The organism is Blastococcus sp. SYSU DS1021, assembly GCF_054050995.1.
Map to the genome: position 1 here is coordinate 20127 of NZ_JBJHAL010000014.1, position 26094 is coordinate 46220.

The 26094-nt window shown below is 73.2% G+C and carries 21 protein-coding genes; 9 read left to right on the forward strand and 12 right to left on the reverse strand.

Features of this window, described 5'->3' with window-relative positions:
* Positions 1-189: 189 nt before the first annotated feature.
* From ACI8AP_RS12040 to gyrB, 3 genes are all read right to left on the reverse strand, one after another.
* Positions 190-993: a DUF3566 domain-containing protein gene (locus ACI8AP_RS12040; protein ID WP_456589581.1), complete on the reverse strand. Its 804-nt coding sequence runs from the start codon at positions 991-993 to the stop codon at positions 190-192.
* A gap of 107 nt (positions 994-1100) precedes the next feature.
* Positions 1101-3569 carry a DNA gyrase subunit A gene (gene gyrA / locus ACI8AP_RS12045; protein WP_456589582.1) on the reverse strand — a complete coding sequence of 823 codons (2469 nt, stop codon included), beginning with the start codon at positions 3567-3569 and terminating at the stop codon, positions 1101-1103.
* Between the two features lie 113 nt (positions 3570-3682).
* Positions 3683-5713, reverse strand: coding sequence for a DNA topoisomerase (ATP-hydrolyzing) subunit B (gene gyrB / locus ACI8AP_RS12050; protein ID WP_456589583.1), 2031 nt, complete (start codon positions 5711-5713; stop codon positions 3683-3685).
* Between the two features lie 281 nt (positions 5714-5994).
* Here gyrB and ACI8AP_RS12055 point away from each other — a divergent pair, with 281 nt between their 5' ends.
* A complete protein-coding gene (locus ACI8AP_RS12055) occupies positions 5995-7575 on the forward strand; it encodes an SDR family oxidoreductase (protein ID WP_456589584.1) in 1581 nt (526 codons plus the stop codon).
* 28 nt (positions 7576-7603) lie between these two features.
* On the opposite strand, the gene ACI8AP_RS12060 is transcribed toward ACI8AP_RS12055, so the two are convergent.
* The 7 genes from ACI8AP_RS12060 to dnaA all read right to left on the reverse strand — a co-directional run bounded on the left by ACI8AP_RS12060 (position 7604) and on the right by dnaA (position 17183).
* A complete protein-coding gene (locus ACI8AP_RS12060; protein WP_456589585.1) occupies positions 7604-9361 on the reverse strand; it encodes an ABC transporter ATP-binding protein in 1758 nt (585 codons plus the stop codon).
* 14 nt (positions 9362-9375) lie between these two features.
* Positions 9376-10365 carry a hypothetical protein gene (locus ACI8AP_RS12065; protein ID WP_456589586.1) on the reverse strand — a complete coding sequence of 330 codons (990 nt, stop codon included), beginning with the start codon at positions 10363-10365 and terminating at the stop codon, positions 9376-9378.
* Between the two features lie 43 nt (positions 10366-10408).
* A complete protein-coding gene (locus ACI8AP_RS12070) occupies positions 10409-10909 on the reverse strand; it encodes a DUF721 domain-containing protein (protein WP_456589587.1) in 501 nt (166 codons plus the stop codon).
* A complete protein-coding gene (gene recF / locus ACI8AP_RS12075) occupies positions 10906-12084 on the reverse strand; it encodes a DNA replication/repair protein RecF (protein ID WP_456589588.1) in 1179 nt (392 codons plus the stop codon). The genes ACI8AP_RS12070 and recF overlap by 4 nt, the downstream gene beginning before the upstream one ends.
* Before the next feature lie 16 nt (positions 12085-12100).
* Positions 12101-13033: a phosphogluconate dehydrogenase (NAD(+)-dependent, decarboxylating) gene (gene gnd / locus ACI8AP_RS12080; protein ID WP_456589589.1), complete on the reverse strand. Its 933-nt coding sequence runs from the start codon at positions 13031-13033 to the stop codon at positions 12101-12103.
* A 110-nt stretch (positions 13034-13143) separates the two neighbouring features.
* Positions 13144-14301, reverse strand: coding sequence for a DNA polymerase III subunit beta (dnaN, locus tag ACI8AP_RS12085; protein WP_456589590.1), 1158 nt, complete (start codon positions 14299-14301; stop codon positions 13144-13146).
* A 1118-nt stretch (positions 14302-15419) separates the two neighbouring features.
* Positions 15420-17183 (reverse strand): chromosomal replication initiator protein DnaA, encoded by a 1764-nt coding sequence (gene dnaA / locus ACI8AP_RS12090; RefSeq protein WP_456589591.1) that lies wholly within the window; start codon positions 17181-17183, stop codon positions 15420-15422.
* A 692-nt stretch (positions 17184-17875) separates the two neighbouring features.
* Between dnaA and rpmH the strand changes: the two genes are divergently transcribed.
* From rpmH to ACI8AP_RS12130, 8 genes are all read left to right on the forward strand, one after another.
* The gene (gene rpmH, locus ACI8AP_RS12095) at positions 17876-18013 is read left to right on the forward strand and encodes a 50S ribosomal protein L34 (RefSeq protein WP_091930872.1); all 138 of its coding nucleotides are present in this window, start codon (positions 17876-17878) and stop codon (positions 18011-18013) included.
* A gap of 1 nt (position 18014) precedes the next feature.
* Entirely contained in the window at positions 18015-18395 is a 381-nt protein-coding gene (gene rnpA, locus ACI8AP_RS12100) for a ribonuclease P protein component (protein ID WP_456589592.1), read from the forward strand.
* Entirely contained in the window at positions 18392-18778 is a 387-nt protein-coding gene (gene yidD / locus ACI8AP_RS12105) for a membrane protein insertion efficiency factor YidD (RefSeq protein WP_456589593.1), read from the forward strand. Before rnpA ends, yidD begins: the two co-directional genes overlap by 4 nt.
* Complete coding sequence (gene yidC, locus ACI8AP_RS12110; protein WP_456589594.1) at positions 18771-19901, forward strand: membrane protein insertase YidC; 1131 nt, start codon at positions 18771-18773, stop codon at positions 19899-19901. The genes yidD and yidC overlap by 8 nt, the downstream gene beginning before the upstream one ends.
* A gap of 88 nt (positions 19902-19989) precedes the next feature.
* Positions 19990-20583 carry a Jag family protein gene (locus ACI8AP_RS12115; RefSeq protein WP_456589595.1) on the forward strand — a complete coding sequence of 198 codons (594 nt, stop codon included), beginning with the start codon at positions 19990-19992 and terminating at the stop codon, positions 20581-20583.
* Complete coding sequence (gene rsmG / locus ACI8AP_RS12120; RefSeq protein WP_456589596.1) at positions 20580-21263, forward strand: 16S rRNA (guanine(527)-N(7))-methyltransferase RsmG; 684 nt, start codon at positions 20580-20582, stop codon at positions 21261-21263. Before ACI8AP_RS12115 ends, rsmG begins: the two co-directional genes overlap by 4 nt.
* 97 nt (positions 21264-21360) lie before the next feature.
* Complete coding sequence (locus ACI8AP_RS12125; RefSeq protein ID WP_456589597.1) at positions 21361-22419, forward strand: ParA family protein; 1059 nt, start codon at positions 21361-21363, stop codon at positions 22417-22419.
* A gap of 25 nt (positions 22420-22444) precedes the next feature.
* Complete coding sequence (locus ACI8AP_RS12130) at positions 22445-23515, forward strand: ParB/RepB/Spo0J family partition protein (RefSeq protein WP_456589598.1); 1071 nt, start codon at positions 22445-22447, stop codon at positions 23513-23515.
* A gap of 71 nt (positions 23516-23586) precedes the next feature.
* On the opposite strand, the gene ACI8AP_RS12135 is transcribed toward ACI8AP_RS12130, so the two are convergent.
* Entirely contained in the window at positions 23587-24582 is a 996-nt protein-coding gene (locus ACI8AP_RS12135) for a D-alanine--D-alanine ligase family protein (protein ID WP_456589599.1), read from the reverse strand.
* Entirely contained in the window at positions 24579-25997 is a 1419-nt protein-coding gene (locus tag ACI8AP_RS12140) for an aminotransferase-like domain-containing protein (RefSeq protein WP_456589600.1), read from the reverse strand. Before ACI8AP_RS12140 ends, ACI8AP_RS12135 begins: the two co-directional genes overlap by 4 nt.
* Positions 25998-26094: the final 97 nt, after the last annotated feature.

The window sequence follows — 26094 nt, forward strand, 5'->3', positions numbered from 1 at the left end:
GCGCTCTGGGGGTGTTGTCCGTGCTCCCGGGACCCTGCAGGCCCACCAGAGCGCGAGATGAACCCCTACAGCGCGCCTGCCCGGTCGTCCCGAATAGGCCCGGAGGGTCCGCGCAGGGACGACGGACACGCTCCGCCCGACCGGGGAACGGCACCTGGCCGCGGCGTCCTCCGGATGAGGACGGAGTGCTCAGTCGCGCTCGGAGAGCGTGACCTCGAGCCCCCCGACCAGGTCGGAGCAGAGGTTGTAGATGAACGTGCCGACGGTGCACAGCGCGGTGAGCAGGACGACGTTGATGGCGCCGATGAGCGCCGCGCCCCAGAACACGACTCCGATCGTCACGACGTCCCCGGAGGACTCGTTCCCCGAGGCGCTGCCGATCTGCCCGAAGAGGTCGTTCACCGCGTCGAAGACGCCCAGCCCGCCGAGCACCATGTAGAGCAGGCCGACCGCCACCATCCAGATGAAGAAGAGGGCGATCGACAGCATCAGCGAGATCTTCAGCGCCGACCAGGTGTCGATGTGGCGGATCTGGAGCCGGGCCCGGCGGGGGCCACGGCCGGCCTTGCCCCGACCGGAGCGGGCTCCCCCGACGCTGACGCCGACCGGACCGGCTGCGCCGTCCGGGGCGCCCGCGGGCGGCTCCGCGCCGGAAGCCTGCGCCTGCGGCGTCGAGCCCTGCGGCGCCGGACCCTGCTGTGTCGCAGCCTGCTGCGCCGAGGCCTGCGGCGCCGAGCCCTGCTGAGTCGAGCCCTTCGGCGCCGAGCCCTGCTGAGTCGACCCGGGCTGCGCCGGGGAGGAACCGGTGTCCGGGGCCAGCGGCTGCGGGACCACCGGGGCCGCCCCGGTGCCAGGGGACTGGACCCGCTGACTGCCGGTCGCGGGGATGGACTGCGTGGGGGCGGGGTTGCCGTGGGTGGGCGTGCCCTCCGCCGCGCTTCCGTCCCCGGCCCGGGAGTCGGTGCGCACCGAACCGTCCGTCCGGTCGCTCATGCCTGTCTCCCGTTCCGCAGCGGCTGTGCCGCTCCTTCGGTCCCGGGCTCCGCGACGGCTCGTGACCGCCGCGGAGCCGCAGTCTCCTGCGTGCCTAGCTACTCACCCTAGGCCGAGGGCTCGTCGTTGTCCGTCGTACGCGCGATCGCCACGATGGAGACGTCCTCCGGCAAGTTCATCAGCTTGACACCCATCGTGGCCCGATCCTTGTTGTGGCGCACGCCGTTGACCGGCGTCCGGATCACGCCACCCCCGGAGGTGATCGCGTACAGCTCGTCGCCGAGGGTCACGGCCAGCGCCCCCACCAGGGCCCCCTTGCGGGCCTTCGGGTCGGCGGTGAGCACGCCCTTGCCGCCCCGGCCCTGGTTCGGGTAGTTCTCGATGCCGGTGCGCTTGGCGAAGCCGCGCTCCGTGGCGACGAGGACGTCCACCCCCTCCTGCGCGACGATCATCGACAGCAGCCGGTCGTCGTCGGCCAGCGAGATGCCGCGCACGCCCTCGGTCGCCCGGCCCATCGGACGCAGCGCGGCGTCGTCGGCCTTGAAGCGGATCGACATCGCCTTGCGGGTGACCAGCAGCAGGTCCTGGTCGGGGCCGATCAGCGCGGCGCCGACCAGTTCGTCGCCGTCGCGCAGGTTGATGGCGATCACGCCACCCTGGCGCGGGGAGTCGAAGTCGGTCAGCCGGGTCTTCTTGACCTGGCCCTTCGCGGTGGCGAGCACCAGGTACGGCGCGACCGTGTAGTCCTTGATCTGCATGACCTGGGCGATCTTCTCGTCCGGCTGGAACGCGAGGATGTTCGCTACGTGCGCACCGCGGGCGGTCCGGTTGGCCTCCGGCAGCTCGTAGGCCTTCGCCCGGTAGACCCGGCCCTTGTTCGTGAAGAACAGGATCCAGTCGTGGGTGGAGCCGACGAAGAAGTGGTCGACGATGTCGTCCTGCTTCAGCTGCGCGCCCATGACGCCCTTGCCGCCCCGGCGCTGCGACCGGTAGAGGTCGCTCTTCGTGCGCTTGGCGTACCCGGTGCGGGTGATGGTGACGACGACCTCCTCCTCGGCGATGAGGTCCTCCATCGAGACGTCACCCTCGTTGGCGACGAACTGGGTGCGCCGGTCGTCGCCGTACTTCTCGACGATCTCGGCCAGCTCGTCACGGACGATCTGCCGCTGCCGCTCGGGGGACTCGAGGATGGCCTGCAGGTCGGCGATCCGGGCCTCGATCTCGGCGAGCTCGTCGAGGATCCGCTGCCGCTCCAGCGCGGCGAGCCGGCGCAGCTGCAGGTCGAGGATCGAGACGGCCTGGATCTCGTCGACGTCGAGCAGCTCCATCAGGCCGGTGCGCGCGGCGTCGGCCGACTCGCTGCTCCGGATGAGGGCGATGACGGCGTCCAGCTGGTCCAGCGCCTTGGCGTAACCGCGCAGGATGTGCGCGCGCTCCTCGGCCTTGCGCAGCCGGTAGCGGGTGCGCCGCTGGATGACCTCGATCTGGTGCAGCACCCAGTTGCGCACCAGCTCGTCGAGGCGCAGCGTGCGCGGGACGCCGTCGACGATGGAGAGCATGTTGCAGCCGAAGGACGTCTGCAGCTGGGTGTGCTTGTAGAGGTTGTTCAGCACGACCTTGGCAACGGCGTCGCGGCGCAGCGTGATGACGAGCCGGCGGCCGACCCGGTCGCTGGACTCGTCGGCGATCTCGCTGATGCCCTGCAGGCGGCCTTCGCGGACGCCCTCGGCGATCGCCTCGGCGAGGTTGTCGGGGTTGACCTGGTAGGGCAGCTCGGTGACGACCAGCTGCACCCGCCCGCGGCTGTCCTCCTCGACGGTGACGACGGCGCGCATCCGCACGGAGCCACGGCCGGTGCGGTACGCGTCCTCGATGCCCTCGCGGCCGACGATCAGGCCGTGGGTCGGGAAGTCGGGGCCCTTGATCCGCTCCATGCACGCGGTCAGGGCCTCCTCGGCCTCCGCCTCGGGGTGGTCGAGCATCCAGAAGACCGCCTGGGCCACCTCGCGCAGGTTGTGCGGGGGCATGTTGGTGGCCATGCCGACCGCGATCCCGGCCGAGCCGTTGATCAGCAGGTTCGGGATGCGCGAGGGCAGGACGACGGGCTCTTCGGTGCGGCCGTCGTAGTTGCCCTGGAAGTCGACGGTCTCCTCGTCGATGCCGGCCAGCATCTCCATCGCCAGCGGCGTGAGCCGGCACTCGGTGTACCGCATCGCGGCCGCCGGGTCGTTACCCGGGGAGCCGAAGTTGCCCTGCCCGTCGATCAGCGGGTAGCGCATCGACCAGGGCTGGGCCAGCCGCACGAGGGCGTCGTAGATCGCCGAGTCACCGTGCGGGTGGTAGTTACCCATCACCTCGGCGACGGGGCGGGCGCACTTGACGTACCCGCGGTCGGGGCGGAAGCCCTGGTCGTACATGGCGAACAGCACGCGCCGGTGCACCGGCTTGAGGCCGTCGCGCACCTCGGGCAGCGCGCGGCCCACGATCACGCTCATCGCGTAGTCGATGTAGCTGCGCTGCATCTCCTGCTGGAGGTCGACCGCTTCGACGCGGTCGCGGGGTGGGGTCTCCGTCACGGTTCAGATCTCCACAGGTCGGTGCACAGGGGTGGACAAAAGGCCAAGTCGACCGTTAAAGGACCCCGTCCTCCCACCCTTCGCGAGCTCAGGGCGGGACCCGGGACGGGGCCTCAGACGTCGAGGAAGCGGACGTCCTTGGCGTTGCGGGTGATGAAGCTGCGCCGCGCCTCGACGTCCTCGCCCATGAGCACGCTGAAGATCTCGTCCGCGGCTGCGGCGTCCTCGAGGGTGACCTGGCGGAGGATCCGGGTCTCGGGGTTCATCGTGGTCTCCCAGAGCTCGCTGGCGTTCATCTCACCGAGCCCCTTGAACCGCTGGATCATCTCGTCCTTGATCTTGCGGCCGTTCTCCACGCCGGCCTTCACGACCGCGTCGCGCTCCTTGTCGCTGTAGGCGTACTCGTCGCCGATCTTGCCGCCCCACTTGATCTTGTAGAGCGGGGGCTTGGCCAGGTAGACGTACTGGCCCTCGACCAGCGGCCGCATGAAGCGGAACAGCAGCGTCAGCAGCAGGGTGCTGATGTGCTGGCCGTCGACGTCGGCGTCGGCCATCAGCACGATCTTGTGGTACCGGAGCTTCGAGATGTCGAACTCGTCGTGGATGCCGGTGCCGAAGGCGGTGATCATCGACTGGACCTCGGTGTTCTTGAGCACCCGGTCGATGCGCGCCTTCTCGACGTTGATGATCTTGCCGCGGATGGGCAGGATCGCCTGGTACATCGAGTCGCGGCCGGACTTCGCCGAGCCGCCGGCCGAGTCGCCCTCGACGATGTAGACCTCGGAGTTGCGCGGGTCGGTGGAGCGGCAGTCGGCCAGCTTGCCGGGCAGCCCGCTCACCGACAGCAGGCTCTTGCGAGCCAGCTTGCGGGCGTCCTGCGCCGCGCGGCGGGCGCGAGCCGCGGAGGCCGCCTTGGTGATGATCGTCTTGGCCTCGGTCGGGTTGGCCTCGAACCAGTGGCCGATCTGCTCGTTGCACACCCGCTGCACGAAGCCCTTGACCTCGGTGTTCCCGAGCTTGGTCTTCGTCTGGCCCTCGAACTGCGGGTCGCCGAGCTTGACCGAGACGATCGCCGCCAGGCCCTCGCGGATGTCGTCCCCGGTGAGCTTGTCGTCCTTCTCCTTGAGGAGCTTCTTCTCCACCGCGTACCTGTTCACGATGGAGGTGAGCGCCGCGCGGAAACCCTCCTCGTGGGTGCCGCCCTCGTGGGTGTTGATGATGTTCGCGAAGGTGTGCACCGACTCTGAGTAGGCGTCGGACCACTGCATCGCGATCTCCACCGACATCGCGGTGTCGTTCTTGCCCACGCCGTCGGCGGAGAAGCCGATGACCGACTTGTGGATCGGCGTCTTGCGCCGGTTGATGTAGGCCACGTAGTCGACCAGGCCGCCGTCGTACCGGTAGGTGACCTCGGTCGGCTCGAACGCCTCCTCCTCGCCCGCGACCGGCGCGGCCGCCTCGGCCAGCGACTCCTCGCCGATGCCGGTCTCGGCCTTGCCGTGACCGGGGCGCTCGTCGCGCACCACGATGGTCAGGCCCTTGTTCAGGAAGGCCATCTCCTGCAGGCGCCGGCTGATCGTGTCGAACGAGTACGTCGTCGTCTCGAAGATCGTCGGGTCGGCCCAGAAGGTGATCGCGGTGCCGCGCTTCTTCGTGGGACCGATCTCCTGCAGCGGACCGGGCTTGGCCTCCGCGTACTCCTGGAACCACTCCTTGCCGTGGGTCCAGACACGCACGTCGAGCCTCGTGGACAGCGCGTTGACGACGGTGACGCCGACGCCGTGCAGACCACCGGAGACGCCGTAGCTCTTCCCGTCGAACTTCCCGCCCGCGTGCAGGACGGTCATGATCACCTCGACGGTGGGCCGCTTCTCGACCGGGTGCATGTCCACCGGGATGCCGCGGCCGTTGTCCTCGACCCGGACGCCGCCGTCGGCCAGCAGGGTCACCCGGACGGTGTCGCAGTAGCCGGCCAGGGCCTCGTCGACGGCGTTGTCCACGACCTCCCACACCATGTGGTGCAGGCCGCGCTCGCCGGTCGAGCCGATGTACATGCCGGGGCGCTTGCGCACCGCCTCGAGACCCTCGAGGACGGTGATGGAGCTGCCCGAGTATGCGGACTCGGTCTGGGGTGCTGCGACCACGTGGGGCCTTCCTCTCGAGCAACCGGCGCATCGCGGCCCCAGCCGGTGCGGGGGGCTCGACGGCGCAGGCGGGCGCTCAGCCGGTTGCTGGCGGTTTTCGTCTCCCACGATACCGCGAGGTGTGACAGGAACAGCGTCGTGCACGCCCTCACGCCGTGTCTGCGCCTCTCGCGGGAGCTCCGCCACCATCCTGCTTGGCCCCCACCCCGACACGCCGTCAGGGCGACGCTGGCCGGTTCCGTGCCGCGCGCGGCCGTCGGAGGGGCCGCAGACTCGGCCGTATGGCACCACCCGCCGCCCCCGGCAACGACCAGTCCGGCCCACCCCTCACCTGCCTCGTCACCGGAGCCACGGGCTACGTGGGGGGCCGCCTCGTGCCCGCGCTCCTCGCCGCCGGCCACCGCGTGCGGGTCATGAGCCGCTCGCCGGAGCGGCTGCGGGACCACCCGTGGGCCGGGGACGTGGAGATCGTGCGCGCCGACGCGGGGGACGCGCCGTCGGTCGCAGCGGCGTGCGCCGGGGTCGACGTCGTCTACTACCTGATCCACGCGCTGGGGACCGGGCCGGAGTTCGAGGCGGCCGACCGGCACACCGCGACGGTGATGGCCGCGGCGGTGCGCGCGGCCGGCGTCGGCCGGCTGGTCTACCTGGGCGGGATGGCGCCGGCTGACGAGGAGCTCTCCCCGCACCTGCGCTCCCGGGCCGAGGTCGCGGCGATCCTGCTCGGTTCCGGCGTGCCGACGGTGGTGCTGCGCGCCGCCGTCGTCCTGGGCTCGGGGTCGGCGTCCTTCGAGATGCTGCGGCACCTGACCGAGCGGTTGCCGGTGATGGTCACGCCCCGGTGGGTGCACAGCCGGATCCAGCCGATCGCGATCCGCGACGTGCTGCGGTACCTCGTCGCCTGCGGCCGGCTGCCGGCCGACGTGCACCGCTGCTTCGACATCGGCGGCCCCGACGTCATGGACTACGCCACGATGATGCGTCGCTACGCCCGGGTCGCGGGGCTGCCGCGGCGGCGCATCCTGCCGGTGCCGATCTTCACCCCGTCGCTGTCCAGCCACTGGGTCGGCCTCATCACGCCGGTGCCCGCGTCCATCGCGCGCCCGCTGGTCGAGTCGCTGCGCAACACCGTCGTCGCGACCGAGCACGACATCGCCCGCTACGTGCCCGATCCGCCGGAGGGGCTGCTCGGCTTCGACGAGGCGGTGCGGCTGGCCATCCAGCGGGTGCACGACTCCGACGTCGTGACCCGCTGGGCGTCGGCGTCGGTCCCCGGCGCGCCCTCCGACCCGCTGCCGACCGACCCGGACTGGGCGGGGGGCAGCCTCTACGTCGACGAGCGGGTACGGCCCACGACCGCTCCGGCCGAGACCGTGTGGCAGGTGGTGGAGGGCATCGGCGGGGACGCCGGCTGGTACTCCTGGCCGCTGGCCTGGCGGGTCCGCGGCTGGCTGGACCGGGCGGTCGGTGGGGTGGGTCTGCGGCGGGGACGGCGCGACCCCGACGAGCTCTACGTCGGCGATGCGCTGGACTTCTGGCGGGTCGAGGAGCGCGAGGAGGGCCGGCTGCTCCGGCTGCGCGCCGAGATGCGGCTGCCCGGGCTCGCCTGGCTGGAGTTCCACGTGGAACACGACCCGGCCGCGGGCGGTACGACCCTGCGCCAGCGGGCGACCTTCGCCCCGCGCGGACTGGCCGGGCACCTGTACTGGTGGGCGGTCGCCCTCTTCCACGGCTTCGTCTTCGGCGGCATGCTGCGCGGCATCACCCGAGCGGCCGAGCGACGCAGCGGACGGGCCGACGCGCCGTCCTGGCTCACCGCGCGGGGTCCTGGCTCAGCGTCGACGGTGAGCCAGGACCCCTGACGATCAGGTGACCTGATCATCAGCGGACTCAGACGAGCAGCTGGGCGGCGGCGAGCTCCCGGTAGAGCGGGCTCGTGCCGACCAGCTCGTCGTGGGTGCCGCGGGCGACCACCCGGCCCTCGTCGAGCACCACGATCTGGTCGCTGTCGAGGACGGTGGACAGCCGGTGGGCGACGACGAGCAGCGCCCGGCCCGCCGACGCCGCCGCCAGCGTCGTGCGCAGCAGGCCCTCGTTCCGCGCGTCCAGGCTCGCCGTCGGCTCGTCGAGCAGCAGCAGCTCCGGCCGGGCGAGCAGGGAGCGGGCGATGGCCAGGCGCTGCCGCTCACCCCCGGAGAGCAGCACGCCCTCGTCGCCGACCAGCACGTCCAGGCCGCGCGGGGACCGGCGCACCACCTCGGTCAGGCCCACGTCGGCGAGCACCGCCCACAGCTCGGGATCGGTCGCGTCGGGCCGGGTGAGCAGCAGGTTGTCGCGCACCGACCCCGCCAGGACCGGCGCCTCCTGCTCCACGTAGCCGAGCCGGGCGCGCAGGGCCGCCCGGGGCAGGTCCCGGACGTCGGTGCCCGCCCACCGGATCGCCCCGCCGGAGAGCGGGTAGAAGCCCTCGATCAGCGCCAGGACCGTCGACTTGCCCGCACCCGACGGGCCGACCAGCGCGACCCGGCTGCCGGCGGGGACCTGGAGGGACACCCCGTGCAGCACGGGGGTGCCGTCGGGGTAGGCGAACGAGACGCCGTCGAGCTCCAGCAGCGGTGCGCCGGCGACCGGCACCACTGATCCCGACCCGGTGCGCTGCGGGCGCTCGTCGTCCTCCGGCGCGAGGGCGAGCACCTCCTGGATCCGGGCGAGCGCGCCCAGGCCGGTCTGCAGCTGGGTCCACGCGCTGATCGCCTGACCCAGAGGCATGACCAGCAGGAACAGGTACAGGATGAAGGCGACCAAGGACGCCACGGTGATCGAGCCGCTCGCCACCCGGTAGCCGCCGACGCCGAGCACCGCCAGGAAGGCCCCCTGGACGGCGATCGAGCCGGCCGGCGAGACCAGCGCCTCCAGCCGGGCCACCTGCACGCCGGCCGCGTAGGCGCGGCGGGCACTGGCGCCCACGGCCGCGACCTCCCGCGTCGTGGCCCCGCTGGCCCGGATGGTGCGGACCGCCGACAGCGCCCGCTCGACCGCCGCCGTCATCGCCCCGACCTCCTCCTGGGCGCGCTGCGACAGCCGGCGCACGCCGCGGGAGGCGAGGACGGCGGCGACCGCACCGACGGCGACGGCCAGCACCGTGACGAGCAGCAGCCAGACGTCGACCACGGCCATGGCCACCAGGGCGCCCACCCCGACGACCACCGAGCCGGCGACCTCGACCACGCCGGCGGTCACGGTGGCGCGCAGCAGCGTGGTGTCCGAGCCCACCCGGGACATCAGGTCGCCGGTGCGGCGGCGGTCGTACTCCGCCACGGGGAGCCGCAGCAACCGGTCGACCAGGGTCAGCCGGGTGGTGAGCACGAACCCCTCGGCCGTGCGCTGCAGGACGAACTGCTGCACCGCCGAGAGGGCCGACGCGGCCACCAGCACGACCACGAGCAGCCCGACCGCGGGAAGCAGCGGGTCGCCGGCACCCACCACGTCGATGACCCGCGCCACGAGAGCCGGCTGGGCGAGCGCAGCGGCCGCGCCGACCAGCGACAGCCCGGCGGCCAGCAGGAGCTGGCGGCGGTGCGGGCGCAGGAGCGGCAGCAGGTCGGCCAGCCGCGCGGCCGGGGCAGGGCCGTCCGCCGGAGCTGTCACCGCGGGCGACGCCGTCAGGCGCCGGCGGTGAGGCCGGCGGTGATCGCCGTCAGCAGCCGCGTGTGGTGCTCCAGCAACTGCGGCCGGTGCCCGTCGGGCCGGACCGCCGCCACGTGCCCCGCAGCCGACCAGAACTCGTCGCCGTCGTCGCTGCCGAGCAGCAGCGCGTGCACGGCCGGGTCCTGGGCCAGGCGGCGCAGCCGCGGGTCGTCCTCGGCGGCCAGCAGCAGCCAGCGGGCGTCGAAGGCCTCGTCGCCGCTGGGCATCGGCACGAGGCCGCCGGTCCGGTGCCGCCAGAAGCGGGCCGGGCTCAGCCGGAAGCCCGGCACGCTGCCCAGCATCGGGACGGCGGTGACCGCGTACTCCGGCACGAGGTAGCGGCCCGACGCGTAGACGACGTCGAACGCGACCAGCTCGAGCGTGCCCGCCCGGCCGCGCAGCACGTTCCCCGCCCGGTGGTCCTTGGTGGCGCGCACGGGAGCGCTGGCGATCAGGTCGGCGAGGGGGGCGTCCTCCGGAGCGGTGCCGTCGGACACCGTCCAGCCGTTCTGCAGCGCCCATCCCTGGGCGCCCACCAGGTCGCCCTCGTAGCGGAACACCTGCTCGACGGCGCCCGGCGTGCGCCGGCGGCGGCCGAACAGCCCCCGTCGCGCCGGCTGCTCCGGTGGCGGGAACTCCTGGGGCGGGAACTGCTGCTGGGGGTGCTGCTCCTGCGGGGGCTGCGCCTGCGGGTACTGCGGGCCCTGCGGTGGCGGGTAGCCCGCCGGCGGCACGTCCTCCCGGGACGGAGCCGGACGCTCGGGCTCCGCGGCGGGCAGGTCCCACCCCGGGGGCTGCCAGGGCTGGTTGGCCGGCGGCTCGTCGCGGGGCGTCCTCCGCCGGTCGGCGAAGTTGGGGCGGTCCTCGTCCTCGGCCCCACCGGCGCCGAGGTGCGGCGGCTCGCGCCAGCCGCGGCCGTCGCCGTCGTCGAAGCCGTCCCGGTCACCGTCGCGGGGGGTGCTCATACCTGCATCGTCCTCCCCGGCGCCGGCCCGCCGGGCGGGCGCCTCATCCGTAGGTGTCGCGCGGCCCCCGGCCGCGCACCGAGCGCGGACCCTTCTTCCAGCTGGGAGCCGTCGGTCCGACAACGCGCAACCGGGTCACGACGTCCCCGCCCACCTGCGCGCGCAGCTTGCCGAGGATGGACGGCGCCAGCAGCCGCAGCTGCGTGGCCCACGCCGTGGACTCGGCGACGACCAGCAGCTCGCCCTCGCTGAGGGTCTGCGGCCGGCAGTGCGCGGCGATGTCGGGGCCGACGATCGCGTCCCACCGGCCGAACACCGAGCCCACCTTCGTCCGGGCCGACCAGTCCTGCTGGTTGACCAGGGCGTCGACCAGGTTGCCGAGCGGCTGGGGGTCGTCGGCGCCCGGGCGCGGCCCGGTCCAGGTGCGGCGCGGGCCGGCGATCCGGCGACGGGTGGGCCGCGGCCGGGCCGCCGAGGCGGCCCGCGCCGCCTCGAGCGCGGCTCGCGCGATGTCGCTCGGCCGCGCCGGCCGGTCCTCGCTCACCGGGCTCCTCCCTCACCGGCCGGGACGGCGTCCTTCACCACGAGCGCCAGGCCACCGCCCACCTCGACCCGGGTGCCGCGCAGCTCCGTGGGCACGTCGTCGACGACGGCCGCGGTGATCAGCGTCTGCTCGGCCGACCGTGCGACCTGGGCGAGGGCCGCCCGCCGCTCGGCGTCGAGCGTGGCGAACACGTCGTCGAGGATCAGGATGGGGTCCTCGCCCTCGCTCCGGAGCAGGGCGAAGGTGGCCAGCTTGAGCGCCAGGGCCAGCGACCAGCTCTCCCCGTGGCTGGCGAAGCCCTTCGCGGGGGCGGGGCCGAGGTGGATCACCAGGTCATCGCGGTGCGGCCCCACCAGCGTCATGCCGCGGTCGAGCTCGTCGCCGCGGCGCTCGGCGACCCGCGCCCGCATCGCCTCGGTGAGCTCCGCCCCGGAGGGCAGCTCGTCGTCGGCCCGCAGGGCGGCGCCGTCCCCGGCCAGCGGCACCGTCGAGCTGTAGCCCAGGCCCGCGGTCGCGGCGCCGTCCCCGGCGACGCCGGCGTAGGACTCGGCGACGTGCGGCGCCAGGTCGGCGACCAGCCGTAGGCGGGCGGCCAGCAGCTGACCGCCGAGGTCGGTGAGGTGCCCGTCCCAGACGTCGAGGGTCTCCATCGCCTTGCCGCGCGCCAGGCGGGCGGTCTTCAGCAGTGCGTTGCGCTGCTTGAGCACGCGCTCGTAGTCGCTGCGCACGCCGGCCAGGCGGGGCGTCCGGGTGGCGAGCAGCTCGTCGAGGAAGCGACGCCGCTCGGTGGGGTCGCCACGGATCAGCAAGAGGTCCTCGGGCGCGAACAGCACCGTGCGCACCAGGCCCAGCACCTCGCGGGGGCGGGGCAGGGCGGCCCGGTTCACCCGCACCCGGTTCGCCTTGCCCGGGTTGATCTCGATCTCGACGAGCAGCTCCCGGTCACCGCGGCGCAGCGCCGCGCGGACCACCGCCTGGGCCGCTCCGTGGCGGACCAGCGGAGCGTCACTGGAGACCCGGTGGCTGCTCATGGTCGCCAGGTAGCCCACCGCCTCGACGAGGTTGGTCTTGCCCTCGCCGTTGCGCCCGACGAACACGGTCGGCCCCGGCCCCAGGGCCAGGTCCACCCGGTCCCAGCTGCGGAAGGAGCCGACCTGCAGGTGCCTCAGGTACACCTCAGGCCCTCCCCGGTCACGCGGGCCGCTCGGCCTCCTGCGCCTGGACGGCGCGCACCGAGTGCCCGCCGAACTGGTTGCGCAGCGCGGCGACCGCCTTCATGGTCGGCGAGTCCTCCTGGCGGGAGGAGAAGCGGGCGAACAGCGAGGCCGCGATCGTCGGCACGGGGACGGCGTTCTCGATCGCCTGCTCGACGGTCCAGCGACCCTCGCCGGAGTCCTCGGCGTAGCCGCTGATCTCCTCGAGCGCCGGGTCCTCCTCCAGCGCGCGGACCAGCAGGTCCAGCAGCCAGGAGCGGATGACGGTGCCCTGCGTCCAGGACGCGATGACGCCCGGGACGTCCTCGACGAGGTCGACGGCGGCCAGCAGCTCGTAGCCCTCGCCGTAGGCCTGCATCAGCGCGTACTCGATGCCGTTGTGGACCATCTTGCTGAAGTGGCCGGCGCCCACCGGGCCGGCGTGCACGAACCCGGCGCCGGGCATTTCCTGCCCGGACTCGTCGTGCGGTGCCGGCGGCTTGAGCGCGTCGAAGATCGGCTGCGCCTTGGCGACGTCCTCCTTGGTGCCACCGACCATCAGCGCGTAGCCGTTCTCCAGGCCCCAGACGCCACCGGAGACGCCGGCGTCGATGTAGCCGATGCCCTTCTCGCGCATCATGACGTCGTGCACCTGGTCGTCGGTGTACTTCGAGTTTCCGCCGTCGATCACGACGTCGCCGGGGCTGAGCAGCTCGCTCAGCTCCTTGATCGTCGCCTTCGTCGGCTCACCCGCGGGCACCATCACCCACACCACGCGAGGCGTTGTGAGCGCCTCCACCAGTGCGGGCAGGCTGTCGACGTCGCGCTTGCCGGGAGCACGGTCGTATCCCACGACCTCGTGCCCGGCGCGGCGCAGCCGCTCGGCCATGTTGCCGCCCATCTTGCCCAGCCCGATCAGCCCCAGCTGCACGGTCCCGCCTCTCTTCGCCGTCGTGGTCGCGATCCATCGTGCTCGTGCCGGGCGGCTCCCGCCCGGCGGCCGACCCCGGGCCCGCGCAGGGGCCCTGGGGCGGAAGTGGCTCAGCCCGGCAGCCGCACCGGCATGATCAGGTACCGGTAGCTCCCGGGACGCTCGACCGGCGCCGGCTTGTCGTCGTCGGCCGCCGGCTCCTCGACGCCGGACAGCACGGCCGGCTTCAGCGGGCTGGTGAAGTCCATCCGCGCGCGCTCGGTGTGCACGGCGGCCAGCCCGTCGAGCAGGAACGTCGGGTTGAACCCGATGGTCAGCGGCTCGCCGTCGAACTCGACGTCGCAGCGCTCCTCCGCCTGCCCCTCGTCGTCGCTGCCCCCGGCCCGCAGGGTGACCTGCCCCGGCGTGAACTCGCAGCGCAGCGGCGTCCCCCGCTCGGCGACCAGGGCCACCCGCTTCGCTGCGTCGGTGAACAGGCCCACCGGCAGGGTGGCGTTGGCCAGCGACTCGTTGGGCATGATCGCGCGGTACTTCACGAACTCGGCGTCGAGCAGCCGGGTGGTGGTCTGCCGGTCCTTGCCCGAGAGGCCGAGGATGCCCTCGCCCGAGCTGCCCGAGGACAGCGAGAGCGTGATCTCCGGGCCGCTGGTCAGCGTCTTGGCCGCCTCGGCGAGCGTGCGCGCCGGGACCAGCACCGCGGCCGAGAGCCCGGAGGTCTGCGGGCGCCAGGCGAACTCGCGCACGGCGAGGCGGTAGCGGTCGGTGGCGGCGAGGGTGATCTGGTCGTCGTCGATCTCCAGCCGGACACCGGTGAGCATCGGCAGCGTGTCGTCCCGCCCGGCTGCGACCGCGACCTGGGCGACGGCCTCGGCGAAGACGTCGCTGTCGACGTTCCCGGCGGCCGAGGGCATGGAGGGCAGGGACGGGTAGTCCTCGACCGGCAGCGTCGGCAGGCTGAACCGAGCGTTGCTGCAGGTGATCGCCAGGCGCGGGCCCTCGGCGCTGATCTCGACCGGGTGCGGGGGCAGCGCGCGGGTGATCTCGGCGAGCAGCCGCCCCGGGACGAGGACGCGGCCGCTCTCACTGGTCTGCACGTCGACCTCGGAGCGGGCCGACACCTCGTAGTCGAAGCCGGAGACCGACAGCTGGTTCCCCTCGGCCTCGAGCAGGATGCCCGCCAGCACCGGTACCGACGGCCGCGGCGGCAGGCTGCGCGCCGTCCAGGCGACGGCGTCGGCGAGCACCTCACGTGCCACCCGGAACTTCATCTCTCGACCCACCCATGTTCGGTCCGGCCCTGCGGCCACCGGGAGGGCGGACGGCGCGGGCACGGAGCTCGTCGTTCGTACTGCTGCGAGGCCAGGGCTCCGCTGCGGTGCTCATCGTGCCTGTTGCAGCCCCCGGTGGGGAAACCCCGGTCCCTCGATGGGCTGCTGATCCGGATCCTGCCGCTGCGCTCCGGGGGGCCTCGCAGCGCAGCGTCCCCACCCAGAGTGTGGTTCGAGAATTTTCCGGGATAACTCCTTCATCCTCGTCATCACTGGTGTGGAAGCTGGGGATCGAGGCCCTTCCCGCAGGTCAGCGGCCGATCGGGGGTGTTGGCCGACTGTGGGTGGTCGGCGTCCTCCTGTTGTCGACACGTGGACAGATCGACGGTTGTGCACCGTGACCCGCGGCGGTCCACCTGCTGTCCCCTGCGTCTCCCCGGTCCGTCCCCAGGTCCTGTGCGTGGCGTGCGGTGGGCGTCCCTGGCGGAGTGAGCCCGGCGTCGCCCGGCACGGTGTTCTCCCAGGTCAGGCGCTCGCTGAGCGGGCGGAGCCGGCGGGACCGGGTGCCGGCGGCGGCGTCCCGTGACGGCGGGGAACGACGTCGTCGCGGTTTCCCCCAGTCTGTGCACATTCCTGGGGACAACTTCTCGACGAGTCGACGTCCTCCGGCGCCCTTGCGCGGGTCATCGCGCCCAGAACCTGCGGATCCGTCGTCCCCAGGGATCCACACAGGTGTGGACAACCACTTGTCGACCACCACGGGACGGTGGCCGGTAGCTGTCCGGACGGTGACCGTTCCGGCCGCGCGCCGTCACCGCCGGCGTCCCCGGACCAGGCCTCCGCGATGTTGATCAGGTGACCTGATCGTTCTGGGTCCTGGCTCACGATCGGTGGTGAGCCAGGACCCCACCAGGTGAGCCAGGACCCCCGCCAGGTGAGCCGGGGAAGGCCACGAGCGGGCGCGTGAAGGGCCCCCGAGGTGGACGGATCCCGCGCAACCGGCGAGCGGCTGGCGGGCGCGGAGTGCTCCGGGGAGCCGGTTGTGGGCGCGGTGCGGTCCGGCCGGCCCCTCCCAAGGCTCGCCACGAGCGAGCGAGTGGGGAGAGGGAGGGGTCCTCTTACTGCCGGGCGCGGCTCTTGATGCGGGCGGTGAGCTCGGTGACCTGGGTGTAGGTGGCCCGCCGCTCGCTCATCAGGTTGGTGATCTTCTTGACGGCGTGCATGACCGTGGTGTGGTCCTTGCCGCCGAACGAGGCACCGATGCGCGGCAGGGACAGCTCGGTCAGCTCGCGGCAGAGGTACATCGCGATCTGCCGGGCGTTGACCAGCGTGCGGCTGCGGTTGGTGCCCTGCAGCTCCTCCATCGTCACGGAGAAGTACTCCGCCGTGGCGGCCATGATGATCGCCGCGGTGATCTGCGGGCCCTGCTCGTCGCTGATCAGGTCCTTGAGCACAAGCTCGGCCAGCGGCAGGTCGACCTGCTGCTTGTTCAGCGAGGCGAACGCGGTGACCCGGATGAGCGCGCCCTCGAGCTCGCGGATGTTGGTCTGCACCTTGCTGGCGATGAACTCCAGCACCTGGTCGGGCACCTGGAGCCGCTCGCCCCACGCCTTCTTGCGGAGGATCGCGATACGGGTCTCGAGGTCCGGCGCCTGGACGTCGGTGATCAGCCCCCACTCGAAGCGGGTGCGCAGCCGGTCCTCCAGCGTGGTCAGCTTCTTCGGCGGCCGGTCGGAGGTGATCACGATCTGCTTGCTGGCGTTGTGCAGCGTGTTGAAGGTGTGGAAGAACTCCTCCTGCGTGCGCTCGGCCCGCTCGAGGAACTGGATGTCGTCGATCAGCAGGAAGTCGATGTCCCGGAAGCGGCGCCGGAACTCCTCGGCCCGGCCGGAGTGCACCAGGTTGATGAACTCGTTGGTGAACTCCTCGGTGCTCACGTACCGGACGCGGACGTTGGGGAACATCCGGGCGGCGTAGTGGCCGATGGCGTGCAGCAGGTGGGTCTTGCCCAGCCCCGACTCGCCGTAGATGAACAGCGGGTTGTACGCCCGGGCGGGGGCCTCGGCGACGGCGACCGCGGCGGCGTGCGCGAAGCGGTTGCTGTTCCCGATGACGAAGGAGTCGAAGACGTACTTCGGGTTGAGGCCGGGATCCAGCCCGCCCGGTCGGCCCGACTCGGCGCGCCGGGGGCGGGCTGCCGAGCCGCCACCGGAACGGCGGGGCTCCCCCGCTGGTGCGTCGACGTCGAAGGGGAGCACGTCGGCGGTCCGCTCGTCCTCGCCGCCCCAGTCCCGGCTGCCGGAGTCGGGGGCGGGCCCGGTCGGGCCCCACGTCGTGGTGCTCCAGTCCTCCGGAGCGCCACGGTCGGCCGGCGGACGCTGCGGGCCGTCGGCCGGGTGGAGCTCGCGGACCTCGGGGAACTCGGGGGTGGCCGACCGGTCGGCGGATGCGGACCGGTCCCAGGGGGCGGCGGTGCCGACGACGTCGGTCCGCACGCCGAACGCGCTGCGCCCGTCGTCGGCACGGTCGCGGGTCGCCTGGTCCTCCTCGGCCCGTTGCGCCTCCACGGCCGACCACGGTCGCCGGGTCGGCTCGGGCTCGGCGGGCGGCGGAGGAGGAGCCGGGGAGTCCTCCACCTGGACGGCGACGCGGATGTCGCGGCCGTAGGTCTGGGACAGCGCCTCGGCGAGCACCCGGCGCATGCGGGACTCGAGCACCGTCTGGGTGAATTCGTTCGGGGCCTCCAGGACGGCGGTGTCCTCGAACAGCCCGACGGGTCGCGTCAGGTTCAGCATCGCGTTCTGCTGCGGGGAGAGGCTGGTCGCCAGTCGCTCCCGGATCTGGTCCCAGACCGTCGCCAGGTCCAGCGTGGCATCGGCCATGCCGTCTCGTCCTCCCCTGCTGTCCACCCCGCGGCCGTCCCCGGTTGCGTCCGTCCCGGCCGCACCTGGCCTCCGCGAACCGCGGACCGTCCACCGGTGGGGTGCCCCGGTTGTGGACATCCGAACGCTTGTGGTCCACATCGGTGTCCACAGGCTGTGCACGGCCGGCAGAGGTGCTGCGCCGGCTCCGCACGGGACGACGGCCGGTGCAGCATATTCGCTGGTCACGGCCCGGATCGGGCGGCTGGAGGAGTGGCTCGGCGGTCGGTCGACCGACGGGGTCGGCCCGCGCGTCGTGACCCTGACGCCCGACGCGGAGCGACGGCGACGCTAACAGCCCCGTCCACAGCCCGGCAACGCTGCGGGGCCGGAACCGCCGGTTCCCCGCGGCGCGAGCGTGTCGGGCCCGGGGGGAGCTCCCCGGCGCGCCGCGGACTTCCGCCCGGGCCGCTCGGGCCACCATGGGCGGTCGGTCACCGGCACCCGCCGGTCCTCGGCTATGCTGGCCGGAGTCTGTGGACGGGTCTGCCCGTGTCCCGGCCACGCCAGTCTGCGCGGTCGGGCCTGGGTGCGCCGGTCCGCAGTGCCAGCTTCCAGGGCTCCGGGGACGGTCACCGTGCCGCTCCGACGCCCTGCGCGCGTCCGTCCACCGACGGGAGCGCACCGCCGATGTCGTGTAGTGGGAGTACCTCGTGAGCAAGCGCACCTTCCAGCCGAACAACCGCCGCCGGTCCAAGACCCACGGCTTCCGGCTGCGGATGCGGACCCGCGCGGGCCGGGCGATCCTCGCCACCCGTCGGCGCAAGGGCCGCGAGAAGCTCTCCGCCTGACGTGCTGCCTGCGCAGGCACGCCTGCGCCGGCGCCCGGAGTTCAGCGCGGTCGTCCGATCCGGCCGGCGCGCCGGGCGGCCGACCATGGTGCTGCACTACCTCCCCGAACGGCCCGAGCAGCCGGCCGGCGACCCCGCGTCGCCGCCGGCCGCGCGGGCCGGTTTCGTGGTGGGGAAGAGCGTGGGCAACTCGGTGGTCCGACACCGGGTGACCCGTCGCCTGCGTGCGGTCGTGCGAGCCGAGCTCGACCGCCTGCCCGCCGGTGCGGACCTGGTGGTCCGCGCCCGCCCCGAAGCAGCCGACGCCGACTCGGCGGTGCTGCACCGGGACCTGGCCTCGGGCCTGGACCGCCTCCTCGGCGACCGGGCCTCCCGGCGATGAGCGCGCCGGCCGGGGCGAGCCCGCGGCGCTCCGCCGTCGCGCGGCTGCTGCTGCGCGCCGTCGGCTTCTACTCCCGGGCGATCAGCCCGGCGCTGCCGCCGCGCTGCCGGTTCCACCCGACCTGCAGCGCGTACGCCGCCGAGGCGGTCGGCACGCACGGAGCGGCTCGCGGCAGCTGGCTGGCGCTGGTCCGGCTGGCCAAGTGCGCGCCGTGGCACCCGGGCGGCGTGGATCTCGTCCCGCCGGCGCGTGGAACCGGGACGGGTGCCCGCTCGTCCAGCACAGCGGCACGTCCTCCCGGCGCGCCGTCCGATGACCCCGGCCGCGAGGCCACCCCGCCGGCCGCGTGCCGGACCCCGCAGGAGGAGTCCTCCGTTGCTTGACTGGCTGTACACCGCCATCTCCTGGGTCATGGCCCGGTGGCACTCGCTCTGGAACTGGATCTTCGGCGACCCGCCCGCCGAGTCCGGTCTCTCCGGGCTCAGCTGGGTCCTGGCGATCGTCTTCCTGGTCGTCACCATCCGGCTGATCCTCTTCCCGCTGTTCGTCAAGCAGGTGAAGTCGCAGCGGGCGATGCAGGAGCTGCAGCCGGAGATGGCGAAGCTGCGCAAGCAGTACGGCAGCGACCGCCAGGGCATGGCCCAGGCGCAGCAGAAGCTGTTCAAGGAGCGCGGGGTCAACCCGCTGGCCGGGTGCCTGCCGATCCTGCCGCAGATCCCGGTCTTCCTGTCGCTGTTCCACGTCCTGCGCCGGCTGGCCCCGGACAAGCAGGGCCTCTACTCGTGGACCGACGAGCTCACCGACCAGGCGGCACGCGCCAAGCTCTTCGGTGCGCCGATCTCCGCGTCGTTCAACATGAGCGGCGCCAAGGAGCAGGCGATCCTGGACATCGCCAGCTACACCACCATCCGGATCGTCGCCTTCGCGCTGATCGTCGTGATGTGCTTCACGACGTACTTCACGCAGAAGCAGATCATGGCGCGCTCGGGCCCCGTCGAGGGTCAGGCAGCGATGGTGCAGAAGCTGATGCTCTACGGCGTGCCGCTGAGCCTCTTCGTCTCCGGCTTCATCTTCCCCATCGGTGTCCTCATCTACTGGATGACGAACAACCTGTGGACGATGGGCCAGCAGTTCTTCATCCTCCGCAAGCTGCCGCCGCCCGGCTCCGACGCCGGGAAGGCGAAGGCGGATGCGGACAAGCCGGCCGTCGACCCGAAGACGCTCGCCCCGAAGCCGGGCGCGAAGCCGGTGCGACCCAAGCAGGGGCGCCCCGCCTCCACCACGGCCGCGCCGTCGAGCACCGTGGACGGCGACGGTCGCGTCGGCGACGACCCGACGTCCGACGGGTCCACGGGGAACGGGTCCACGGGGAACGGGTCCACGGCCACCGGGTCCACGGCCACCGGGTCCACCGGCTCGCGCAGCGCGGGGTCCGGCGCCGGCCGGAACTCCCGCTCCGGAGCGGGCCAGGGGCCGGCCAACCGCGGGAAGCGGAAGCGTCGCTGACCCTCGCCCGACCGCTTTCCAGCCGGCCCGCCCGGCACACAGTCCACCGGGGCCACCCGGCCGCCGCACCGAACTGGGAGGAACACCCGTGAGTGCTCCGCAGCAGCCCGTGACAGACAACCCGCCCGCTCTGCCCGACGCGGACGCCGCCAGCGACGACGCCGTCGTGGAGCCCGTCGACGTCGAGACCGCCGAGACGGGTGGGGCCGGTGGGACCGCTGACGACCTGCTGGTCCGTGAGGGCGACGTCGCCGGGGACTACCTCGAGCGGCTCCTCGACATCCTCGACGTGGACGGCGACATCGACCTCGACGTGGAAGGGGACCGGGCGTCGGTCGCGATCGTCGGCGGCCGGCTGGACGACCTCATCGGTCCCGACGGCGCCACGCTGGAGGCGCTCCAGGAGCTCACCCGCCTCGCCGTCGCCCAGTCCACGGGTGTGCGCAGCCGGCTGATGCTCGACGTGGGTGGCTACCGGGCCAAGCGCCGTGCGGATCTCACCTCGCTGGCCGGCGAGACCGCGCGCCGGGTCTCCGCCAGCGGCCAGCCGGAGCGGCTCAGCCCGATGAACCCCTTCGAGCGCAAGGTCGTGCACGACGTCATCGCCTCGGTGGCCGGCGTGCACAGTGAGTCGGAGGGCGAGGAGCCCCGCCGCCGCGTCGTGGTCCTGCCCGACAGGTGAGCGACGGAGGTCCCGGGCCCGACGCCCCGGCCGCCCCCGAGGTGCCCGCGCCGACGGCGGCCGTCGCCGTTTTCGGCGACGCCCTGCCCGCGGCGCAGCGGTACGTGGCCAAGCTGGCCTCCGATGGGGTGACGCGCGGCCTGATCGGCCCCCGCGAGGTACCGCGGCTGTGGGAGCGGCACGTCCTCAACAGCGCGGCAGTGGCCGAGGCCGTCCCCCGGGACGCCCGGGTGGTCGACGTCGGCAGCGGCGCGGGCCTCCCCGGCATCCCGCTCGGGCTGGCCCGCCCGGACATCGCCCTCACCCTGGTCGAGCCGATGGCCCGGCGGGTCGAGTTCCTGGAGGAGGCGGTCGCCGACCTCGCGGGTCCGTCCGCCACCTGGCGCGTGGTGCGCGGACGGGCCGAGGACCGGTCGGTGGTGACCGCCGTCGGCCGGGTCGACGTGGTCACCGCACGGGCGGTCGCCCCACTCCCCCGGCTCGTCGGCTGGTGCCGCGGCCTGCTCCGGCCAGGCACCCAGCTGGTGGCCCTGGTCGGCGCCCGCGCGCTGGCCGAGCTGCCGGCCTTCCTCCCCGAACTCCACGCCGCCGGCATGCGCGACATCGAACCGCGTGCCGTCGGTGCATCCCTGGGAGACGCTGCCACTACCGTGGTGGTCATGACGCGGGGAGACCGGTGAGGCTGCCGGACGGCGCTCCCGCGTCCTGTTCCACGTGGAACAGGCACTGCTACCCCGATCCGTTCCACGTGAAACGGCGCCAGAGGAAGGACCTGCGATGACCGACCCGGGCGAGCGGCTGCGCAGCAGCCTCGCCGCTGACCAGTCGTCGACCGCGTCGTCCTCCGGTGGGCTCGCGGACTTCGACAGCCCCATCGCCATGGAGGCCCTGCGTGCCACGCGTGTCCTGCACGCCGCCGAGCAGGAGCCCTTCCCGGCGCCCGGGCGCATCCGGGTCATCACGATCGCGAACCAGAAGGGTGGGGTCGGGAAGACGACGTCGACGGTGAACCTCGGCGTCGCGCTCGCCCTCTACGGGCTGCGCACCCTGGTGATCGACCTCGACCCGCAGGGCAACGCGAGCACGGCCCTCGGCGTCGAGCACACGGTCGGCACGCCGTCGATCTACGACGCCCTCGTCGGTGACAGCACCCTCTCCGAGGTGGTGCACCCGACGACCGCCAGCCCGAACCTGCTCTGCGTCCCGGCGACCATCGACCTGGCCGGCGCCGAGATCGAGCTGGTCTCCGTCGTCGCCCGGGAGCACCGGCTGCGCCGGGCCATCGAGGCGTACGTGGCGGCGCTGCCGCGGGAACGGCGCCCGCACTACGTGCTCATCGACTGCCCGCCCTCGCTCGGCCTGCTGACGTTGAACGCGCTGGTGGCCGGCGACGAGGTGCTCATCCCCATCCAGTGCGAGTACTACGCGCTGGAGGGGTTGGGGCAGCTGCTCAACAACATCGACCTGGTCCGCCAGCACCTCAACCCGGGGATCGCGGTGCGGACCATCCTGCTCACCATGTACGACGGGCGGACGAAGCTCGCCGACCAGGTCGCCGACGAGGTCCGCAACCACTTCGGGGACCTCGTGCTGAACGCCGTGATCCCCCGCAACGTGCGGGTCTCCGAGGCGCCGGGCTACGGGCAGTCGGTGCTGACCTACGACCCGGGCTCGCGCGGCTCGACCAGCTACGTGGAGGCCGCCCGCGAGCTGGCCCAGCGCGGGGTGGCCCTCGAGCCCCTCGATGCGTCCACCGGAAGCAACGGGGCCACCCCGGTCGGCGCGCTCGCCTTCGGGGAGACGTCGGTGCCGTTCGGCGGCCAGGAGTCCCAGTGACCATCCCTGCCAGCGAGGAGCTGTCATGACGAAGCGAGGCGGCCTCGGACGCGGGCTGGCGGCGCTCATCCCGACCGGGCCGGCGCCCACGCCTCCCCCGGTCGCGCCCACCACCCCGGCGCCGGGCACGGAGCGGGACGAGCAGTCGGCTCCGCGCTCCGGGACCGGGCCGGACGGCGCCTCGCCGGTCGCGGAGGCGACCGAGCCGTCGCGTGCGCCGGTCAGCCTGGTGCCCTCCCCGGCGCCGTCCCCGGCCGCGGAGACCGATGCGGTGGGCGTCCCGGGTGCGCAGCTGCGCGAGGTCGGGGTCGAGGACGTCGTGCCGAACCCGAAGCAGCCGCGGCAGGTCTTCGACGACGAGGCCCTGGAGGAGCTGACCCACAGCGTCAGGGAGTTCGGGCTCCTCCAGCCGATCGTCGTGCGCGAGTCCGACGGTGGGCGCTACGAGCTCATCATGGGCGAGCGGCGGCTGCGCGCCGCGCGGGCGGCCGGTCTCGGCACCGTGCCGGCGATCGTGCGCGACACCACCGACGACGCGATGCTGCGCGACGCGCTGCTCGAGAACATCCACCGGGTCCAGCTGAACCCGCTGGAGGAGGCCGCCGCCTACCAGCAGCTGCTGGAGGAGTTCGGGGCCACGCACGAGGAGCTCGCGCAGCGGATCGGGCGCAGCCGCTCGCAGGTCACCAACACCATCCGGCTGATGAAGCTGCCGGTGAAGGTGCAGACCCGGGTTGCCGCCGGCGTCATCTCCGCCGGGCACGCCCGCGCGCTGCTCGGACTGCAGGATCCGGTGGCCCAGGACGCGCTGGCCACCCGGATCGTCGCCGAGGGCCTCTCGGTGCGGGCCACCGAGGAGGCCGTCGCGCTGGCGGCCGCCGAGGAGCCCGCGGCCAAGCGACGCACCCGGCGGATCTCCGCACCCGGGGTGGAGGAGCTGGGCTCCCGGCTGTCGGACATGTTCGAGACCAAGGTGAAGATCCAGATCGGCCGGTCGAAGGGCAAGATCGTCGTCGAGTTCGGTTCGGTGGACGACCTGCAGCGGATCATCGGCGTCATGGCGCCGGACATCACCGGGCGTCGTCCCGACGCCTGATCCACCACCGGTAACGACAGAGGCCGCCTTCCGTCACTGACGGAAGGCGGCCTCTGTCGGCTGCGCCACGTTCAGCGCGGGTTCTCCGCGCACCGGGCGATCAGGCGGGCCAGCACCGCGCCCAGGTCGTAGCCGGCCGCCTCGACCGCCATGGGGAACATGGAGGTCTCGGTCAGCCCCGGGGAGACGTTCACCTCGAGGAAGTGCACCTCGCCGTCGGGGGTCACGATCGCGTCGGTCCGGGAGAGGTCGGCCAGCCCCAGCACCTCGTGCACCCGGACGGCGACCTCGGCGGCGCGGGCCGCCGCCTCCTCCGGGATGCGGGCGGGCGCGTGGTACTCGGTGAGCCCCGGTGAGTAGCGGGACGCGTAGTCGAAGACCCCGGATTCGGGCTCGATCTCGACGGCCGGCAGCGCGACCGGCCCGTCGCCCAGGTCGACGACGGCGAGCGCGACCTCGACCCCCTCGACGTAGCGCTCCACCATCACGGTGTCGCCGTAGGCGAAGCAGCTGACCATCGCGGCCGGGAGGTCCTCGACCCGGCTGATCTTCTGCACGCCCAGGGCCGAGCCGCCCGACGCCGGCTTGACCATCAGGGGCAGCCCCAGCCGGGCCACCATCAGGTCCAGCACCGCACCGGCACCCAGTTCGCGGAAGGTGCTGTGCGGGAGCGCCACCCAGTCCGGCGTGGTCAGCCCGGCGGTGCGGACCACGGACTTCGCGGCCGGCTTGTCCCAGGCCAGCCGGCACGCGGCCGCGGGCGACCCCACGTACGGCACCCCGGCCAGGTCGAGGACCGCACGGAGGGCACCGTCCTCGCCGGTGGCGCCGTGCAGCGCGATGAAGACCGCGTCGGCCGGGGCCGCGGCCAGGCCGGGCAGCAGCTCGGCATCGGCGTCGCGCAGCTCGGCGTCCAGGCCGGCGCGGGTGAGCTCCTCGACCACCTGGGTGCCGGAGGAGAGGCTGACCTCGCGTTCGAAGGTGAGCCCGCCGGCGAGGACGACGGCCCGCAGCGGGTGTCGCTCCTCGGGCGCGGCGGGCACTGCGGCGGGCGCGGTCTCGCTCATCGGCCGTCCTCGTACGTGTCGCTGTTCGCCGGCCCCACCATCGACTCGGCGTCGTGGCCGGAGCCCGGCCGGATCGCCCGGAAGGTACCGGTGTCGACCTTGTCGAAGGTGGAGTGCAGGTCCAGTTCCGCCTCGACGACGCGGGACAGCCGGCGGACCCCCTCCCGGATCTGATCCGGCTCGGGGTAGCAGTACGACAGGCGCATGTACTCCTGGCCGCTGCCGTCGGCGTAGAAGCCGATGCCCGGGACGTAGGCGACGTGCGCGCCGACGGCGCGGGGCTGCATGAGCTTCGCGTCCAGCCCGGCGGGCAGCTTGAGCCACACGTAGAAGCCGCCGTCGGGGCGGGTCCAGGTGGTGCCCGCCGGCATGAGCGCCTGCAGGGACTCCAGCGTGGCGTCGCGGCGCTCCCGGTAGAGCTCGGTGAACAGCTTGATCTGCTCGCGCCAGGGCTGGGTGTCCAGGTACCGGGCGACGGCGTACTGGGTGAGCGACGGCGGGCAGAGCACCTGCGCCTCGGTGGCCAGCACGAGCTTCTCCCGGACGGCCAGCGGCGCGAGCACCCAGCCCACCCGCAGGCCCGGGGAGAACGTCTTGGAGAAGGAGCCCAGGTAGATCACCCGGTGGGCGTCCCGGGCGCGCAGTGCCCGCATCGGCTCGCGGTCGAAGCCCAGCAGGCCGTAGGGGTTGTCCTCGATGATCAGCAGGTCCCAGCGCTCGGCGATCGCCATGATCTCCTCGCGGCGCGGCTCGGAGAGGGTCACGCCGGCCGGGTTGTGGAAGTTCGGCACGGTGTAGAGGAACTTCACCCGGTCGCCGTCGGCGCGGCACGCGGCCAGGGCCTGCTCCAGCGCCTCCGGGATCAGCCCGTCGTCGTCCATGGCGACGTGCCGCACCCGGGCCTGGGCGGACTGGAAGACGCCGAGCGCGCCGACGTAGGACGGCGCCTCGGCGAGGATCACGTCACCGGGGTCGACGAAGACGCGGGTGACCAGGTCCAGCCCCTGCTGCGAGCCGACCGTGACCACGACCTCGCTCGGCGAGGCGTCGGTGATGCCCTCGAGCGCCATGACGTCGCAGATCCGCTCCCGCAGCCGCGGGTCGCCCTGACCCGATCCGTACTGGAGCGTCTGCGCGCCCATGCCCGAGACCAGGTCACCGATCATCGAGCCCACCGCGTCCAGCGGGAGCGCGGTGACGGCAGGCATGCCACCGGCCAGGGAGACCACCTCGGGCCGGCTGACCACGGAGAAGAGCGCCCGGATCTCCGAGCTCTTCATCCCGTGGGTGCGGGCTGCGTAGCGGTCGGCCAGCGGGTCGAGCCGCGGATGACGCGGCGCGGGATGGGGGTGCGCACCCAGGTGCGCCCCCTGCTGTCCGGAACCGGCAGGCGTGCCGGGCGGGATGGTGGCCACCTCAGGAGTGTAGGCGCGGGCGGATGGACGCCTGGTGGGACCACCGGTGCCAGGTGGACCGTTCGGGCCCGGCCGGGGCCTGGGGGCGAGTGGCCGG